The following is a 16,067-nucleotide window of genomic DNA, read 5'->3' as shown; positions in this document are numbered from 1 at the left end:
ACTATGCAACTAATGCGTGTTTTAAAACTTGTTTTACGCTCGATACCGGAATAAAATCAACGGCATCTTTTACTTCTTGTGGGATCTCATCCAAATCACGCACATTTTCTTTTGGGATCAAGATCGTTGTGATACCGGAACGATAGGCAGCTAAAGACTTTTCCTTCAAACCGCCAATAGGCAATACATTTCCACGTAAGGTAACTTCACCCGTCATTGCCAGATTGGCTTTGACTGGAATTTCGGCAAAACAAGAAACTAGAGCTGTGGTCATGGTCACACCGGCACTTGGTCCGTCTTTTGGTACGGCACCTTCTGGTACGTGGATATGCACATCATTGGTTTCAAATAATTTTGGATCGATCTTGTACTCTTTGGCATGTGCTTTGATGTAGTCCAGCGCAATATTGGCACTTTCCTTCATGACATCACCTAATTGTCCGGTCAAGATCAATCGGCCTTTTCCTTCAAAACGATTGGCTTCAATTTGCAGAATATCGCCACCAAAACTCGTGTAGGCAAGACCTGTTACCGTTCCGATCTGGTCTTTCTTTTCTTTATGGCCATAGTCTACTTTTTCATTGCCTAACCATTCATGGATCAATTTCTTGGATAAGCGAATGGATTTCTTGTTGTCTTTTAAGATAGCTAAAACCGTCTTTCGACAAATGGTTGCGATCGTTCGTTCTAACTGTCGAACACCAGCTTCTCTGGTATAATACCGGATCAAATACAGCAACAAATCATCCGATATTTTTAATTGACTGGATTGTAGGCCATTTTCTTTTAATTGTTTTGGCAATAAATGTTCCTTAGCAATATGGATCTTTTCCACATCGGTATAACTGGATAATTGAATGATTTCCAATCGATCTCGTAAAGCCGGTGGAATATTTTCTAAGTAGTTGGCCGTCGCAATAAATAAGACTTTGCTTAGATCATACGGTTCTTCAATGTAATGATCGGAAAAGAAGGAGTTTTGTTCGGGATCCAATACTTCCAACATAGCTGAGGAAGGATCTCCCTTATAGTCACTGGCCATCTTATCAATTTCATCGATCAAGAAGACGGGATTCACAACGCCGGCTTTTTTCATTCCTTGAATGATCCGTCCTGGCATTGCCCCTAGATAGGTACGACGATGCCCACGAATTTCGGCTTCGTCACGTACACCACCCAAAGAAATCTTCACAAATTTACGATCCAAAGCACGAGCTACACTGCGGGCCAAGGATGTCTTACCAACCCCAGGAGGACCAACCAAACAAAGGATTGGTGCTTTCAAAGAATTGGTCATTTGTTTGACTGCTAAATATTCCAAGATCCGCTCTTTGACTTTTTCCAGGCCATAGTGATCGGCATCAAGCGTAGCCTGGGCTTGATTGAGATCTTGATTGTCTTGGGTTTCTTGCCACCAAGGCAGATCCATCAACCAATCCACATAGGTCTTGATAACACCGGTTTCACCACTGGCCATCGGTAAGATCTCATAACGAGACAATTCTTCTTTGACTTTCTTTTTGATATTTTCAGGATAGGGATTTTCTTCGAGACGTTTACGAATTTGTTCCGCATCCTTATCTTGTTCAACGACATCGCCTAATTCTTCTTTGATGGCATTCAACTTTTCACGTAAGTAATAATCTTTTTGTCCTTGATCAATTCGTTGTTTGACCGTATCATTGATCTTTTTCTCAACTTCGCCCATCTTCTTTTCTTTTTCAATATCGGCCAACAACATCTCTAAACGATCATTGGCGCCTAATGTTTCTAGATAGGCTTGTTTACGATCCAAAGAAATAGGTAAGGCCGTTACGGCTTTATCGCTCAATCCTTCTGGACCTACGCCTTTGGACAGCTCGATCATCATATCCTTGGACATGAATTTATCCGCACCCGTAAAATGATCATAGGCATCTACGATCATACGCATCAAAGCTTGCTCTTCAGTTTCATCTTGACGATAGGTCACCAATTCTTCTACCACAGCCATATCGCTGGTATCGCCTTGGATCCATTCATTCAAGCGAACGCGTTTCAATCCTCTAAACTTGACACGAATAAAATTTTCAAAACGACGAACATGGCGAACTTCACAAAGGGTTCCCACATGATAAATATCATCTAAACCTGGTTCATCCGTTGTTATGTCTTTTTGCGAAACCAATACGATGTGGTTTTCGAAATTATTTTGGGCATTATCAACAGCTTGTAGGGATGGTTCACGCCCTACATCAATCACAATATCTTGATCCGGAAAAACAACAACCCCACGTGTACAAACTAAAGGAAATGTTTCTGTCATCGGAATTCCTCCTTATTTCTAGATTCTAAAAAAGACGCTAAGCGCCTTTTTATATCATATGTATTTTACTACTTAACGGAAGTCTTAATCAATTCTAATGCTTTCTGTTGAGCTAGATCTGCACGAACTTGATAAGCTGGAAGCAATTGTTTGATCTGATTGACATCCATTTTGTACAACTCAGACATCTCATTGTATTCTTTATCGACATCTTCTTGAGAAACTTCAATATTTTCAGCTTTAACGATGGCTTGTAAAACCAAAGAATTCTTGACACGATCCGTTGCTTCTGGACGCATCTGTGCTTTCATATCTTCTTCGGTTTGACCTGTTGCTTGATAATATTGTTCAACGGTAAATCCAGACTGTTGCATACGTTGTACAAATTGTTGATATTCATTATCTACTTCATTTTCGATCATCACAGCAGGAATATCAACCGTTGCATTATCACTAGCTGCCTTGATCACTTCCGAAGTGAATTTATCTTCCGCTTGGCGTTCACGCTCTTTTGTAAGGTCTTCTTTTGTGACTTCCTTAAATTTTTCTACGGTTTCTACACCATCGCGTTTTAATTGTTTGATCAATTCATCATTTACTTCTGGACGTTCTTTATATTTAATATCATGAACAGTTACTGTGAATACAGCATCTTGTCCAGCAAGATCTTTGGCTTGATAATCTTCTGGGAATGTCACATTGACATCTTTTACTTCACCCGATTTCACACCGATCAATTGATCTTCAAAACCAGGGATGAAAGATTGCGAACCCAATTCCAATGGATAATTTTCACCAGAACCACCTTCGAAAGCTTCTCCGTCTTTTTTACCAACAAAGTCAATGATGACTTGGTCGCCTTCTACAGCGGCTTCTCCTTCTTCACGCAATACCCAATCGGCATAACGATCTTGTACACGTTCCAATTCTTTATCTACATCTTCATCAGTTACTTCTACTTCATCTTTATGAATATCTAATCCTTTATAGTCTCCCAAAGTCACTTCCGGTTCAACTACACAATGGAATTCTAAAGTAACCGATTCATCTGTTGCATCTTTATAATCCAAAGTAGGACGAGCGACCAATTCTAAGTTTTGTTCTTTGACAGCTTGGGCTAAAACCGTATTGGCGATATTTTCAACAGCTTGTTCATAAATGGCTTCTTTAGAAATTTGTTTCTTTAATAAAGCTTCTGGAACTTGTCCAGGACGGAAACCTTTCATCGTGATATTTTTCTTAAAATATTGAAATGCATGTTTTTGGGCTTTTGTCCAAACATCACCATCCACAACAACTTCCAAAACACCTTCTGAATGTTCTTTCAATGTCCAACTACTTTTCATTTTGTTCTCCTCGACTTTCAATCATCAGCGGTATATCCGCTATCTCACCCAACTGATTTTGGGTAACAAACAACTTAAATTCATCGGATTGTCCAAATGCTTCTGCAACCAAACGCACAATTGCTTTCGCAATGGGTTTGGCATCACGATCCATAAAATCAAATGGCCGGTTTTCTAACATTTCTTGTTCTAAAAGACGTGTACAAAATTGATAGAAAGTCGGATTATCATTCGCAAACCAATCGGTAAACAATTGATTGATCTGCAAAAGGGTTTGATCGTCTTCCTTTGGAATGATCAAACTCGGCACAAAAGTCAGTTCCAATCCAGATTGTTTCATTGTATAGGGTGTATCAATCTTTTGAGCCATCAAATGCTCGATCAATTCTCCCTTGATTTCATTCAGCAGGACATCGGAATCCAATAAGAGTTGCACTTCGTCATGCATCGTGCGAAGATTCATGTCAGCCATCATCGCCACGGCTGCTTCTTGTTGCTCCATATTGCCATGAATCAAGATCTCGATTTCATGATGAGGAACCGGCTTGTCAATATGTGCCAAACAGTCCTCCTTGTAGGCTTCTAATACATCCAATTCAGGTTGTGGAACATAGGGCAAATCCAATTCAGCTTGTACTTTATCCAAAGCTAAATCATATTTTTCCTGTCCCATTAATTCATGAATTTCTTGTATAAGTGCTTGATAATATAGATTCACCAAATCCTCCTAGCGAAACATATTAATTTTATCATACTGTCTTTTAAGAATCAATACGATGAAACCGTGCAACTAAATGTAATGGGCCCAAAGAATGATGACGAATAAAATCATGTTTTCGACCAATCTGATCATACCAGCCATCGAATATATATCCCTTTTTCTTTGCGGGCTTAATCAAGATCGTTGGATCATCAAAACAATAATGATCCGGATTGCTTCGAGCTGAATATCCCCCCTGTGTATCATAAGTGATAGGATATTCATTTTTTGTCATTTTCGCATATAACGTGCACGAATGATTGATGCCCTGACTTAGATGGAAAGGAAATAAAAATTGCTCATCCCAATACCAGCCTTCAAAGGTATAGCCACTGCGCTTGGCAATGGGTAATGAATGAATATATCCATCTTGTGCGACTTCGATGGGATCGATGGGCCGAGCACCAAATGTTTCAAACGAAACCACACAAGGATCAACAAAATGCGCTTCGATCGTGACCGAACCCTGTGGTCTTGCTGGTACAACATCTGTAGGTTGTCCTTCATAGGTCCATCCAACAAACACTTGATCTTTCTTTTGTGGTGGATACAACACATAAGCAGGCGATTCACAACTTGTATATCGTGGATTCAGTCGTGAATTCATACCACCATTCATTTTATACTGTATCGGGTACCAAACTGGTGCCCATTTGGGATAGAGGATCGTGACCTTTGATAATTCCGCCGCCGGATTGATCTGCTTCGTACATTCGGGGTCAACATACCATCCCACAAATTGATATCCTTCTTTTTTCATACCCGATTCCCCATTGATATTCTATAATAGATTTGTTATAATAAGTTAGCTGTCTTGGTAGCTCAGTTGGATAGAGCAATCGCCTTCTAAGCGATCGGTCGGGGGTTCGAATCCCTCCCAGGACGCCAAATAACCCGGAAAGTCCTTTATATAAAGGGCTTTTTATTTTGGTGCCGTACAAACGCCGTACATTAGTCCTAGGTGCCGTACGTTTGCTGGTTGTTCTAGAATACTTGATTTGCATATTTTTTCTTTGTTTCATTCGAAACTTGAACATAAATACTGTAAGTTGTATTGAAATTCTGATGTCTTAAAAGTTCCTGAGCTACTTTTGGTGGTACGTTAGACTGCACCAAATGAGTCGCATATGTATCTCTCAACAAATGAAAATGAAAATTTATTCCCATTTTTTTGCGACAAATTCTTCGCAATCGATTTCCCAAACTGTCTGGATTTTGAAAATAGCCATCCTCTGTTAAGAATAAGGATTCTGTTTCTAGATTATCCATCCAATTTTTTAACTCAACCACTAATGATTCTGGGATAATTGCCGGCTTTGCCGATGCCTTTGATTTTAATTGATCAACGATTTGTCTTTCTTGCTTATCTAATCCTTTATAAATCAATTTGTGATTGATCAAAATACAGCGATTCTTTAAATCGATATCAGATTTCTGCAATGCTAAAATCTCTGAAATTCGTAAACCCGTATTAGAGCCAATTTGAACAATCATTTTTAACTGTCTGGAAGTATATGTATCCATGTCATCCAAAATCGTCAACAATGTTTGATATTCGTATTTTGTAAGTACATGTTTATCTTGTCGATTGTCGATTCCAGTTACTATCACATTATCGACTGGATTATGATCAGTATATTGACAGCGAATGGCATGTTTAAATACGCGATTTAACGCTTTTTTAATATTCTAGTTAACATTTATGCTTTCGTTATCGCGTGCATCAAAGAACTTTTGAATATCGCAATACGTAATCTTATCAACATACATTTCTCCCAGATTTATAACAGCATCATCGCCATACCAATAATGGAGTGTTTTCTTTGTATTATACAAGGTGTTATATTGATAATGATTATGTTTATCGGTTAATAACTGATCATATACCTCTTTTAAAGTTAACTTTCGTGAACAGATTGGACGACCATTCTTCTCGACTTCTTCATATTTTTTAACTTCCCAACGTTTGGCCTCTTTCTTATTTCTGAAACCTCGTTTACTCACTTGATGACGTTTCTTACCAACATAAAAGTAAACCGTTGCTTCATATCTGATTGTTCCATCTTTACCTATTCTTTTTGTAACACTCAATATTAAAATCTCCTTTTATTATTGGTGTACAATTCTTGAATTTGCATACAAGGCAATACAATTATACACCAATAATATTTGTTTATTGAAATTCTTAGCCAGCTAATTACATTTATATCGATTCTCAACAGATTCCCTCATTTTAAATTCATTGCTGAGGTCTGCTCCTTCAAAATTCTGTTCAAAATCTTTTATCGCAGAGTAAGTAAAAGAATAAGACTTCCCGATTTTTATTGCTGTTAGACATCCTGCATAAACAAGTGAAGATATCGTATCTTCGGAAGTATTAAATAAGATTGCAACTTCTTTTCGTGAATACATTTGAATTTCTTTTGGAAATGACAATTTTGTTTCAATATTTGTTCGTTCTGTTTCGGTGATCATTCTTCCTCCTTTCTCATAAAAAAAAGAGCGTCCAGCAGTTAGGACACTCTAGTTTTACGATATGTTCTTTTTTGCTTTAATTTTTAGTCTCAGGATACAATTCCAGGCTTTACAGACATAAAAAACTTCAGAATTATCATCCCGCTTCGCATACAAAACAAACCTGCTTTGTACCGATTACAATTGAAGTATAATTGGAAAATAAAAATAATGCAAATTAGCCAAGGACTTTTTTAAAAATTTTAATCTATCCTAAAAATGTTTGGTTGATCATCGCTATAATGTTCAACACGTATCTTTTTATATGTAATATGCTGTGCTTCAATAATCTTTTTGATCTGCTCATAATTTTCTTGTGGATGAGCTTTCAGTATTACCAGTATTTTCTTATACCATCCGATAATTTCTTTTACACAATACGCTTCCATTTCTTTTCTTTTTTCCGGCATGGCTGCCAATCCTTCCGCAATCTCTCGTAATGGTGCTGCAATGCCCTGCCATATTTGATACTCCAGACCATCTGAATGATAATCTAAAAACATTCTATTGATCAATAAATCATATGTAGCTGTACCAGGATGTAGATTGACGATTAACGGAAAACGTCTATATGCTTGAATTTTTTCGCTCATTTCGGACTTATGTAAAGTTCCATCTTTTCCTTTATATTTGCCTGATAATCCGTCTAAAAAATCTAGATATGTTTCAACAGAATTGACGATATTTACAGCATTTGCTAGATTGATGGATCCATATTTTATGTTTTGACGCTGTTTCGATGGATGGGTATCAAAAACATTGAATACATTTCCTCTGCCATTTAGTTCATTCAGTAAATCATAAGCTCTTCTATCATTCCAGATCAGCACGGGTTGACCATCATAGCCTTCAAATGCACTTCCTGGAGCACCTACTTCAAAAAATGCTTCATCATCTGGTAAATCCGAATAAAGGCTTCTTGCGATAGCTCTGGAAATGACGCCTTTACCACTACCGCCGGATCCGGATACATATATGTTCATTCTTGTTTCAGGAGTCGGTAATTGCGAAATATATTCTAATCGCAACTTTTTCAATTTGTCCAAATCTCTCATATATCCAACTTTGTCTTCATTCATGACGCTTTTTAAAGATTTTCCATTATATAAAACATCATATCTATACTGATCTTTTTTAGTTAGCAACGCCCCATATTTTTCCATTTGCGTCTTTCTATCATTCAATGCTGCTCTAAAATCAAAATTCGCAACAACTTCTTCATCGGGATACAGATACTTACCCAATTTCTGCTGTTTCTCTGATTCATGCGTTATGTATTCGACAAAATCCAAGAAAGCACCAGGCCCGCTTCCCTTTTCAACATATTGTGGGTCAACTCCAAACCATCGAGCAATCACATCTACTTCTAAAGGCGTATCGGATTGAATGGCTACATGGTAATGCAGAGCAATCGGTTCTCCCTTTTTATGTTTGGGAGTATCCTTTAAATGGTGATCTTTATTGTGGTTAAGATATACAAATTTTTTTATTGATTTATGTGATACTGCAGATTTGATTTTTTCTTCGTTTAGTCCATAATCTACGGGTCGTCCATCTTTATCTACAACGATTTTGCCATCAATCGATTTTGTAAACATCTTGCCAGTATCTGGATTTTTAATGTACTGGACTATCTGCCATACTCGTGATGTAAGTTTTTTGGTCATTTCCTCCCTCCTGTTAATAAAATGTTGTAAATATACACTTTATACAGTCCGCCCCGCGACCGAACACAAGCCCATGTTCGGTCGCGGTATTCCTTTATATAAAGCATTTTTAATAATAATTAATTGATTTTATACAGTTTATACAGTCAATTTCATACTTTATTCTTCTACTATATAAACTTTGAATAAATCTGTTCGATTGGCTGAATGTCCTAATTCTTTTGAAACGATCCCGAACGCTTGTTTCTGGGATAACCTCATATGTAATCGCAAATCATGATATCTTTCGGTGGCATATCGTTTGCGTATGGAATGTACGCCTGTAGCATGGGCTCGATATGGATTTTTGTCCTTGCCGTATACTTTGTCCAGTGCTCGTTGTAAAGCACGATTAACGGAATCATTCTTTATTGTTAAGATTGGCTTCTGGGCTTTTGTTCCTTTGTTTTCTCCATACGCTTTTAGTTCGGATAATACTTGAAATTGATCCGTGGTGTGGCAAAACAATACTCGGCTTCGTCCACCTTTACTCCTGTGAATAAATAATCGGCCGTCTTTTAATCGAATATCACATGGACGGATATGCGTTGTTTCGGATACTCGTAGACCAAAAGAACGAGATAAACGTAACGCAATGTGTGCTTCAGATTTTGGATTGATATATGATAGAGACTTTTTTAGATCCGTATCCTTCATAGCGAGTGTACGAATCTTTTCTTTGTCTGATCTCTTTATATTGTTTTTTGGTAATTCCGCACGAAAATCACAACGATGATTGGTATAATTGCTTGAAAGTTTTCCAAGCTTGATCAATCTGGATTTATACACTTTCATCGTATGATTGGATATCTTTCCTTCCTTGGACTTCAAAAAGTCTGAACAATTCTCTGGAGTGATATCGATTAATTTTCGGACATGTTGAGTCTTTAAATACTTCGCAAAATCAGATGCTGTGTCTTTTAACGCATTGCGATCCGAATAAGAATAAACAATATCGTGATGTTTATCTATTTCGGAATGTTTGGATCTTCCAGGCTTGAAACCACGATCAATCGCTTGAAAAAGTTGATACTTGATATTTCCACCCTTTGGCATTTTTTCACCTCCTTGAGCATAATCAGCATTTACGTCAACGCCTTGTCAGGCTTATGCCGTAAATGCTGACTTGACGATCTAAAAAAATAAAAATGAGTTAAGAAAACAACCGTATATTCATCGGTTCACAACAACAATTGCAGTGCAATTGCTAACATAATGAGTACCTGCTGACTATATTTGTGTCGCAAAACAGTACCACAACGTAATTGACATTTCCTTTCTTTTCCTCCTTTCTAATTGCTCAGTCAATTACCGTTATTGCATTACATATAAGACTTGGCAAAGCCAAAAAAAAATGCAACGTAAAACCCGTCACATTTTTTTCTAACATCGATGTTATAGTATTGTATTCATTTTCCCTCTAATCGTTTCAACCTTATAATGGCAATTAAAAATAAAATTACAAGTCTTCTATAATATTTAATAAACTTTGATAAGAATCAACATCATGATAGACCACGTCTTTTGTTGATAAATTATTAAACAGTTTTTTTGCACAACTGATTTTTGCTTGCTCGATTGGTCTTATATTTATACTTTGCATTGTTCCTTTTGTCTCTGCAATAAAAAATATATGTTTGACTGTACCTTTTTGAAACGCAATAGCCCAATCAGGTGCATAATTGCCAACCGGCGTAGGAATTTGAAATCCTCGAGGTAATTTTGCATAGACTACGACTTTATCATCCAGATCCATGTCCTCTGCAAATTTTCGTTCTATTGATTTCTCGGCTGTACCATCCGCAAATACATAATCTTGTACATTCTTCTTTGCTAAATAGGATTTTGAAAAATCTTTATTTTTCTCTGCTGTAAAAATGGATGAATCATATGTTCCATCCGTTTGATTATAAGTGATATCATCTACGATCATTGTCGCTTTTTCGTCATTGATTAGCCTTGAAACATTTGATATAAATTCTTCAGGATTAAGCTTGAACATTGCAAACCTAACAGGTGATATTCCCTTTAAAATTGCTACAACCGTTTTTCTAGTTAGATGTGTCTTTTCGCCAATCTTACCAATCAAATCATACTTCACCTGACTAGTTTCTCCACGATCTAATTTATATGTATGTCTCTTCTCAGCAACAAATCCATTACCAGAATCAGACCAATCTTCCCCTTGTGTACCTTGCGTTACCGTATACTGAAGTTGTGATACAAATAGTTTTTCATCAATTTTTTTAATTGATTTTTGAATTAATTCATTACTATCAAAATGTACCGTATAGCTCCATTTATGATTGATATAATTCCAAAGTGTCTGGAACTCTTTTTTATAGAAATTATCGTTCAATGCATTTTCTTGTACTTTTGTTGTATGACCATCTTCAATCATTCCATCTAATGCATGTTCATCAAAGATACCTTGAACGAGTGCATGAACACCATCAGCAATATCCTTTACTTTATCCGGTACTGTAGCAAGGGTATTATTCTCAACATCTGCACGATATTTGTCCGTAACATGACCATCTTCATCAATGTAATCATTCTTTACAAGATAGAAATAGACTGTATGTGCCTGATTACTAGATATTGTAATAACATCATCACCAACTTTAAGCCGTTTACCTTCAAAGTATTCTGGTGTTACTTTTGATGGACGATTATAAAGAGTATCTTTGATTTCACTTTGTAATGACGAAACAAAATCTTTATATCCATCACTAGCAATAACCGTCAGTTTATTAACTTCTTGAACTTCTGATCCAAGAACGCGTTCATCCATTCGATCTCCAGACTGATTCACACAGATACGAAGTCCTCGTCCTACTTCTTGCCGTTTATTAGTCGTAGAATCTCCTCCATGCTTTAATGTGCAAATTTGAAATACATTTGGATTATCCCATCCTTCTCGCAATGCAGAATGTGAAAAAATAAACCGAACTGGGTTATCCAGTGAAAGAAGTTTCTCTTTATCCTTTAAGATCAATTCATAAGCAGATTCATCATCACTAATATCTGATCCACGTTTTATTTTGGAATCAATTTTATGGCCTTTTTTATCAATACTAAAATAACCCGCATGGGTTGAATGTACATTAATGTTTCGCAAATATTGCTCATAAGGAGTATCAAATAAAGTTAAATATTCATTTTGAATTGACATATACTCTTCTTCAAACATTTGACCGTATTCAGAATTCACTTCATTGCCGTCTTCATCATATTTTCGATAGTTTTCAACCTTATCAATAAAGAACAATGACAATGTCTTGATACCACGATTATACAATTCCTTTTCCTTTTCAAAATGAGAACGAATTGTTTCACGTATCTGAACACGACGAATATCTTTTTCACTGACATCTCCAAGAACTTCACCAATATGTATTTCAATTCCATTTGTGAACGTTACAACACCCTTTATTGGATCAACATCGTTAATATGATAACCTCGATACTGTTCCATGTTCTTGGATAGTGCAAATAAATCATCATCTACACCTAAAATTCGTATGACCCGTTTAATAGATTTCTCATATTCAATCTCAAATTCCATTCGTGCCATTGGTGGTTTCTTTGGTGAAATAACAATATCTTCAAGGAATAAATATCCATCTGTTCCACGTAAATTCTTGATATCAAATCCCTTAACCTCAATCTTTTTAACCAACTTCATCTTATAAGCATCCAATGCATCAAGCACATAAATCAAATCATGATGTTCTTTATGAGTGGCTGAATAGTTCAATGTAAAAAGTGGATTAAATTCCTTTAAAGATTCTTGTGTTTTCTTACCACCCATCTTTTGTGGCTCATCCAAAATAACAATCGGACGATTGGCAGCAATTACATCGATCGGCTTTCTACTGCCAAATTCATCAAGCTCCATACGAATTCTTCTGGCATCCTTACCACGAGCATTAAAAGCCTGAACATTAATGATCATTACCGATAGATCCGCACTAGAACTGAAATTATCAATATCTGTTAAATTCTTAGAATTATAGATAAAGAAACGAGCTTTTTTACCATATTGTTCCATGAAATGATCTTGCATCATTTGAAAACTCTTTTGTACACCTTCGCGGATTGCAATAGATGGAACAACAACAATAAACTTGCTCCAACCATATTGCTTATTCAACTCAAACATGGTCTTGATGTAAACATATGTTTTTCCAGTACCCGTTTCCATCTCTATGTCTAACGAACAAACACCCATATGTTTAGCCAAAATAGAAGAAGTCTGGAGGTTATTGTCATTCTGTACATTCTGAATATTCTTTAATAACTGGTGTGAATCTAGTACTACCGGTGCATTAGCAAACCCCATATATAACTCATTATCAGACAATATCCAGTTAAATATATTCTGTACATTCTGAGTACCTGTATCACGACGATAACTCAATTTATTCTGAAACGGTTGTCCAGCAAACACTTTTACTACACTAGCAACTGCTTCAGTCTGATAATTTTGTATAGTAAACTTAAATTTCATATCAGACATATCACAGCACCTTCCTAATTGTTTGAGGACTATAAGTATTAAAAATCTGTTCAAAATTTGCGGCTACACTATCGTCTGCCATAGAACTGTCTCGAAATACTGCATAGTCTGGTTGTTGCTTTGCGATAGCTGTTACAACACTTTCTGTTACTTCTTTATCAAAGCAGGCAATCAGATATCCATTTGCCACAGAAAAAACTTTTTTGCCTGCAATTTCTATCTTGTCTACTTTTGAAGAAAGAAGTACTCCCAAATCTAGCATTACCTGGATTAATAAATCTTCTGCAGTACGATCTTCTTTGATATTGTCTGTAAACTGATCCAGACTCATCTGGCCAACTTCGGCAGGATGATAATACACGTCCTTCATATTGGAAGAATCCACTTTAAAACAGCGGAAGCCATAATCAATGTCTGCATTGGTTTCTTTTTTGATTTTCTTACCAGCACGACGTATACGCTCCTCACCAATAGAACAAATAGTATCATAACCAGCTTTGTAAGCCTCTGATTTCTCATCGGTCAACTCTGGGAGTTGGACTAAAATAAATTTTCTTTTACCATTGTCTTCTGCGTTAAGTTGTGTTATAGCCTGAGCAGTAGTGGCTGATCCGGAAAAAAAATCCATAATAATATCATCTGGATTTGATGCAATCTGCAATAATCTTAGAATTAATTTAACAGGTTTTGTGTAATCAAATATTCCCTTACACTCCTTAAATAGACTGTCAATTTGCTTTTTTGCTTGAGACGAATCTCCAGCAAATTCTCTTGAGAATAAAGTTATTGGAACTAGTCCCTCTTGAACATCAGACAAATATCGTTTAGCCATAGGCATACTGTTACCTTCTCCCCAAACTAATGAATTATTTGCTATCATTCTTTTTATACTCTCTTCACTATATCTCCAATATTGATCTTGTGGGCGTTTTAACACAACTCCATTTGGTTTGGTTATTGTATAATCGGCAGCATAATAATTATGTGCAGTAATAGGATCTGATTTCCAAGGCCCTCTAGGATCATTATCCGGATTTGAATAGGCATCTGTATTATCTCTTGGCAGCAGGTTTCGTTTAAATCCATCCTCATCACGACTATTATTTCTTCGAATTTTTGCATAACATAAAATATATTCATGAGATGAAGAAAAATTTATTGCCGAGTTCTTACGAGTATGCACTTTTTCCCATACAATCTGAGCTATAAAATTATGAGCACCAAAAATTTCATCACAACATTTTTTTAGATTTTCTTGTTCATTATCATCAATACTTATAAATATTACTCCATCATCAGAAAGTAAGTCTCTTGCAATTCTTAATCTTGGGTATATCATATTAAGCCAATCAGTATGAAACCGTCCGTTACTCTCACTATTTTGAACAAGTCGATTTCCTTGATCATCTGTTTGCCCACTATTATCTGCATAATTAAAAATACTCTGAGAAAAATCATCATCATAAATAAAATCATTTCCCGTATTGTATGGAGGATCGATATAAATCATCTTTACCTTTCCAAGATACGTTTCCTGTAGAAGTTTCAGTGCATCAAGATTATCTCCTTCGATATATATATTTTCCGAATCTGTACCCCCAAATGTTCCATCTCTACCGACAGATTTTTCTTTTTCAAGTCTTAAATTCTTTGCTATAGGTTGATTTGCAAGAACGACAGCTTTTCTCTTGTCTGGCCAAGTAAATTGATATCTCTCCTGATTATCATCTATAACTTTTGTATTAATTTCCTGCATCAATACATCTTTATCGATAGCACGAACAACATTACCATCCTCATCAATCGTTTCAGTTACCGCATCTGGAAATAATGATGCCAACTTTTTATAATTTTCTTTTGCTTGATTCGGCGTATGCATCTTAAGCTTTTCCATATGTGATTTCCTCCAATTCTTTTTTATATTGCTGAGTTTTTGATAAAGTTCAAATTTCTTTTTTGGTTGCTGCTCTTTCCATGCCGCTGCTTCTGTTTTCTGAATCAAATTATTAAGCCGATTAATTTCATTCTGTTCTTTTAGTTGTTCATCTATTGGTTGATCATTTCGTTCTAACAATACTTCAGATGAAATAGCAATTTGTCGAACAAGATCATCCCAAATCTCTTTAAGTGAACTACCAGAAAGTGATAAAATCGAGGAATATAAAATTCACGTCTCTCTTTTGGCGTTTTTTTAGCTACAAAAGTTGGCGAGGTAAAAATAAACCGGAATTCACTACATTCCTCCAATTGTTTTTCAATGCTTCATATGCATAAATAGAAAAACATGCGGATGCAATGGATACCTTACTTCCTTTTTTTATCTTTTTTTCTAAATCGTCATTAACGACTTTTGTAGTATTTGTGAATACTTCCATATATCGTTCCTCCAACTAGCTCTTTTTAGCTTTTCTGAATATCCTGTTTTGAATCAGGAATAATTTCTAAAATGTCGCAAAGGTACAATTCATTTTTTACATATCCGTTCTAAAACATCGACTTGTACATTTTCACCATTTTTCATTTTTTGAAGTGTTGAATAACTAATACCTGTACTTTCATGCATTTACTTCTTTGTCACATCTTGATCAATCATTAATTTAAAAAGCTTTTTATAGGAAACCGACATTTGTCTATCCTCATTTCTATTACGTAGTTATTACAAAAAAAGTGTAGTCTCGCCAGAATGATATCATAATTTAGGATAATTCGGAATTTTTTACGAGTTCGCGAAATACAGTCTTAGCCCATTTATTGTTTCAAAAACAGCAATAAAAAAGCGTAAGTTTTGTAAGCGTCAGATAAATCAGTGTCTATGATGTTATAAACAAAACCCGTTGTGAACAAACAGTTATTTGTATCATAACGGGTTTATTTACATATTGTCTTTATATCACTGCACCATGGCAGATAATCA

13 protein-coding genes and 1 tRNA gene are annotated in these 16,067 nt (G+C 35.9%); 1 reads left to right on the top strand and 13 read right to left on the bottom strand.

Going from position 1 to position 16,067, the window contains the following annotated elements:
- Window position 1 precedes the first annotated feature (1 nt).
- The 4 genes from lon to MOZ64_RS10705 form a co-directional block, all read right to left on the bottom strand.
- On the bottom strand, window positions 2-2,305 hold the full coding sequence (lon, locus tag MOZ64_RS10720) for an endopeptidase La (protein ID WP_320326546.1): 2,304 nt from the start codon (window positions 2,303-2,305) through the stop codon (window positions 2-4).
- A gap of 68 nt (window positions 2,306-2,373) precedes the next feature.
- Complete coding sequence (gene tig / locus MOZ64_RS10715; RefSeq protein WP_320326545.1) at window positions 2,374-3,651, bottom strand: trigger factor; 1,278 nt, start codon at window positions 3,649-3,651, stop codon at window positions 2,374-2,376.
- Entirely contained in the window at window positions 3,641-4,369 is a 729-nt protein-coding gene (locus MOZ64_RS10710) for a DUF3196 family protein (protein WP_320326544.1), read from the bottom strand. The genes tig and MOZ64_RS10710 overlap by 11 nt, the downstream gene beginning before the upstream one ends.
- Before the next feature lie 43 nt (window positions 4,370-4,412).
- Window positions 4,413-5,171 carry an InlB B-repeat-containing protein gene (locus MOZ64_RS10705; protein WP_320326543.1) on the bottom strand — a complete coding sequence of 253 codons (759 nt, stop codon included), beginning with the start codon at window positions 5,169-5,171 and terminating at the stop codon, window positions 4,413-4,415.
- A gap of 51 nt (window positions 5,172-5,222) precedes the next feature.
- On the opposite strand from MOZ64_RS10705, the gene MOZ64_RS10700 reads away from it, so the two are divergent.
- A tRNA-Arg gene (locus tag MOZ64_RS10700) sits at window positions 5,223-5,299 on the top strand.
- A gap of 96 nt (window positions 5,300-5,395) precedes the next feature.
- Here the strand turns inward: MOZ64_RS10700 and MOZ64_RS10695 are convergent.
- The 9 genes from MOZ64_RS10695 to MOZ64_RS11630 all read right to left on the bottom strand — a co-directional run bounded on the left by MOZ64_RS10695 (window position 5,396) and on the right by MOZ64_RS11630 (window position 15,716).
- Window positions 5,396-6,022 (bottom strand): tyrosine-type recombinase/integrase, encoded by a 627-nt coding sequence (locus MOZ64_RS10695; RefSeq protein WP_320326542.1) that lies wholly within the window; start codon window positions 6,020-6,022, stop codon window positions 5,396-5,398.
- Between the two features lie 78 nt (window positions 6,023-6,100).
- The gene (locus tag MOZ64_RS10690) at window positions 6,101-6,502 is read right to left on the bottom strand and encodes a hypothetical protein (protein ID WP_320326541.1); all 402 of its coding nucleotides are present in this window, start codon (window positions 6,500-6,502) and stop codon (window positions 6,101-6,103) included.
- A 102-nt stretch (window positions 6,503-6,604) separates the two neighbouring features.
- Window positions 6,605-6,886, bottom strand: a complete 282-nt coding sequence (locus tag MOZ64_RS10685; protein WP_320326540.1) for a helix-turn-helix domain-containing protein — start codon at window positions 6,884-6,886, stop codon at window positions 6,605-6,607.
- A 242-nt stretch (window positions 6,887-7,128) separates the two neighbouring features.
- Window positions 7,129-8,592: a hypothetical protein gene (locus tag MOZ64_RS10680; RefSeq protein WP_320326539.1), complete on the bottom strand. Its 1,464-nt coding sequence runs from the start codon at window positions 8,590-8,592 to the stop codon at window positions 7,129-7,131.
- A gap of 159 nt (window positions 8,593-8,751) precedes the next feature.
- On the bottom strand, window positions 8,752-9,687 hold the full coding sequence (locus MOZ64_RS10675) for a site-specific integrase (RefSeq protein ID WP_320326538.1): 936 nt from the start codon (window positions 9,685-9,687) through the stop codon (window positions 8,752-8,754).
- 403 nt (window positions 9,688-10,090) lie between these two features.
- Complete coding sequence (locus MOZ64_RS10670; RefSeq protein WP_320326537.1) at window positions 10,091-13,153, bottom strand: type III restriction-modification system endonuclease; 3,063 nt, start codon at window positions 13,151-13,153, stop codon at window positions 10,091-10,093.
- 1 nt (window position 13,154) lies between these two features.
- On the bottom strand, window positions 13,155-15,305 hold the full coding sequence (locus MOZ64_RS10665) for a DUF4391 domain-containing protein (protein ID WP_320326560.1): 2,151 nt from the start codon (window positions 15,303-15,305) through the stop codon (window positions 13,155-13,157).
- Between the two features lie 43 nt (window positions 15,306-15,348).
- Entirely contained in the window at window positions 15,349-15,528 is a 180-nt protein-coding gene (locus tag MOZ64_RS10660; protein WP_320326536.1) for a phospholipase D-like domain-containing protein, read from the bottom strand.
- 89 nt (window positions 15,529-15,617) lie between these two features.
- On the bottom strand, window positions 15,618-15,716 hold the full coding sequence (locus MOZ64_RS11630; protein ID WP_370659486.1) for a helix-turn-helix domain-containing protein: 99 nt from the start codon (window positions 15,714-15,716) through the stop codon (window positions 15,618-15,620).
- Window positions 15,717-16,067 lie beyond the last annotated feature (351 nt).

This window comes from Absicoccus intestinalis (assembly GCF_033971885.1).
Classification (GTDB): domain Bacteria; phylum Bacillota_I; class Bacilli_A; order Erysipelotrichales; family Erysipelotrichaceae; genus Absicoccus; species Absicoccus intestinalis.
The sequence above is the reverse complement of the archived record's forward strand: the minus strand, read 5'-3'. Positions and strand labels throughout refer to the sequence as shown.

What these genes read in the sequence shown, in the direction of transcription:
- MOZ64_RS10705 (WP_320326543.1), bottom strand. Translation starts at nt 5,171, where the DNA reads ATGAAAAAAGAAGGATATCAATTTGTGGGATGGTATGTTGACCCCGAA.
- lon (WP_320326546.1), bottom strand. Translation starts at nt 2,305, where the DNA reads ATGACAGAAACATTTCCTTTAGTTTGTACACGTGGGGTTGTTGTTTTT.
- MOZ64_RS11630 (WP_370659486.1), bottom strand. Translation starts at nt 15,716, where the DNA reads ATGCATGAAAGTACAGGTATTAGTTATTCAACACTTCAAAAAATGAAA.
- tig (WP_320326545.1), bottom strand. Translation starts at nt 3,651, where the DNA reads ATGAAAAGTAGTTGGACATTGAAAGAACATTCAGAAGGTGTTTTGGAA.
- MOZ64_RS10685 (WP_320326540.1), bottom strand. Translation starts at nt 6,886, where the DNA reads ATGATCACCGAAACAGAACGAACAAATATTGAAACAAAATTGTCATTT.
- MOZ64_RS10680 (WP_320326539.1), bottom strand. Translation starts at nt 8,592, where the DNA reads ATGACCAAAAAACTTACATCACGAGTATGGCAGATAGTCCAGTACATT.
- MOZ64_RS10675 (WP_320326538.1), bottom strand. Translation starts at nt 9,687, where the DNA reads ATGCCAAAGGGTGGAAATATCAAGTATCAACTTTTTCAAGCGATTGAT.
- MOZ64_RS10670 (WP_320326537.1), bottom strand. Translation starts at nt 13,153, where the DNA reads ATGTCTGATATGAAATTTAAGTTTACTATACAAAATTATCAGACTGAA.
- MOZ64_RS10660 (WP_320326536.1), bottom strand. Translation starts at nt 15,528, where the DNA reads ATGGAAGTATTCACAAATACTACAAAAGTCGTTAATGACGATTTAGAA.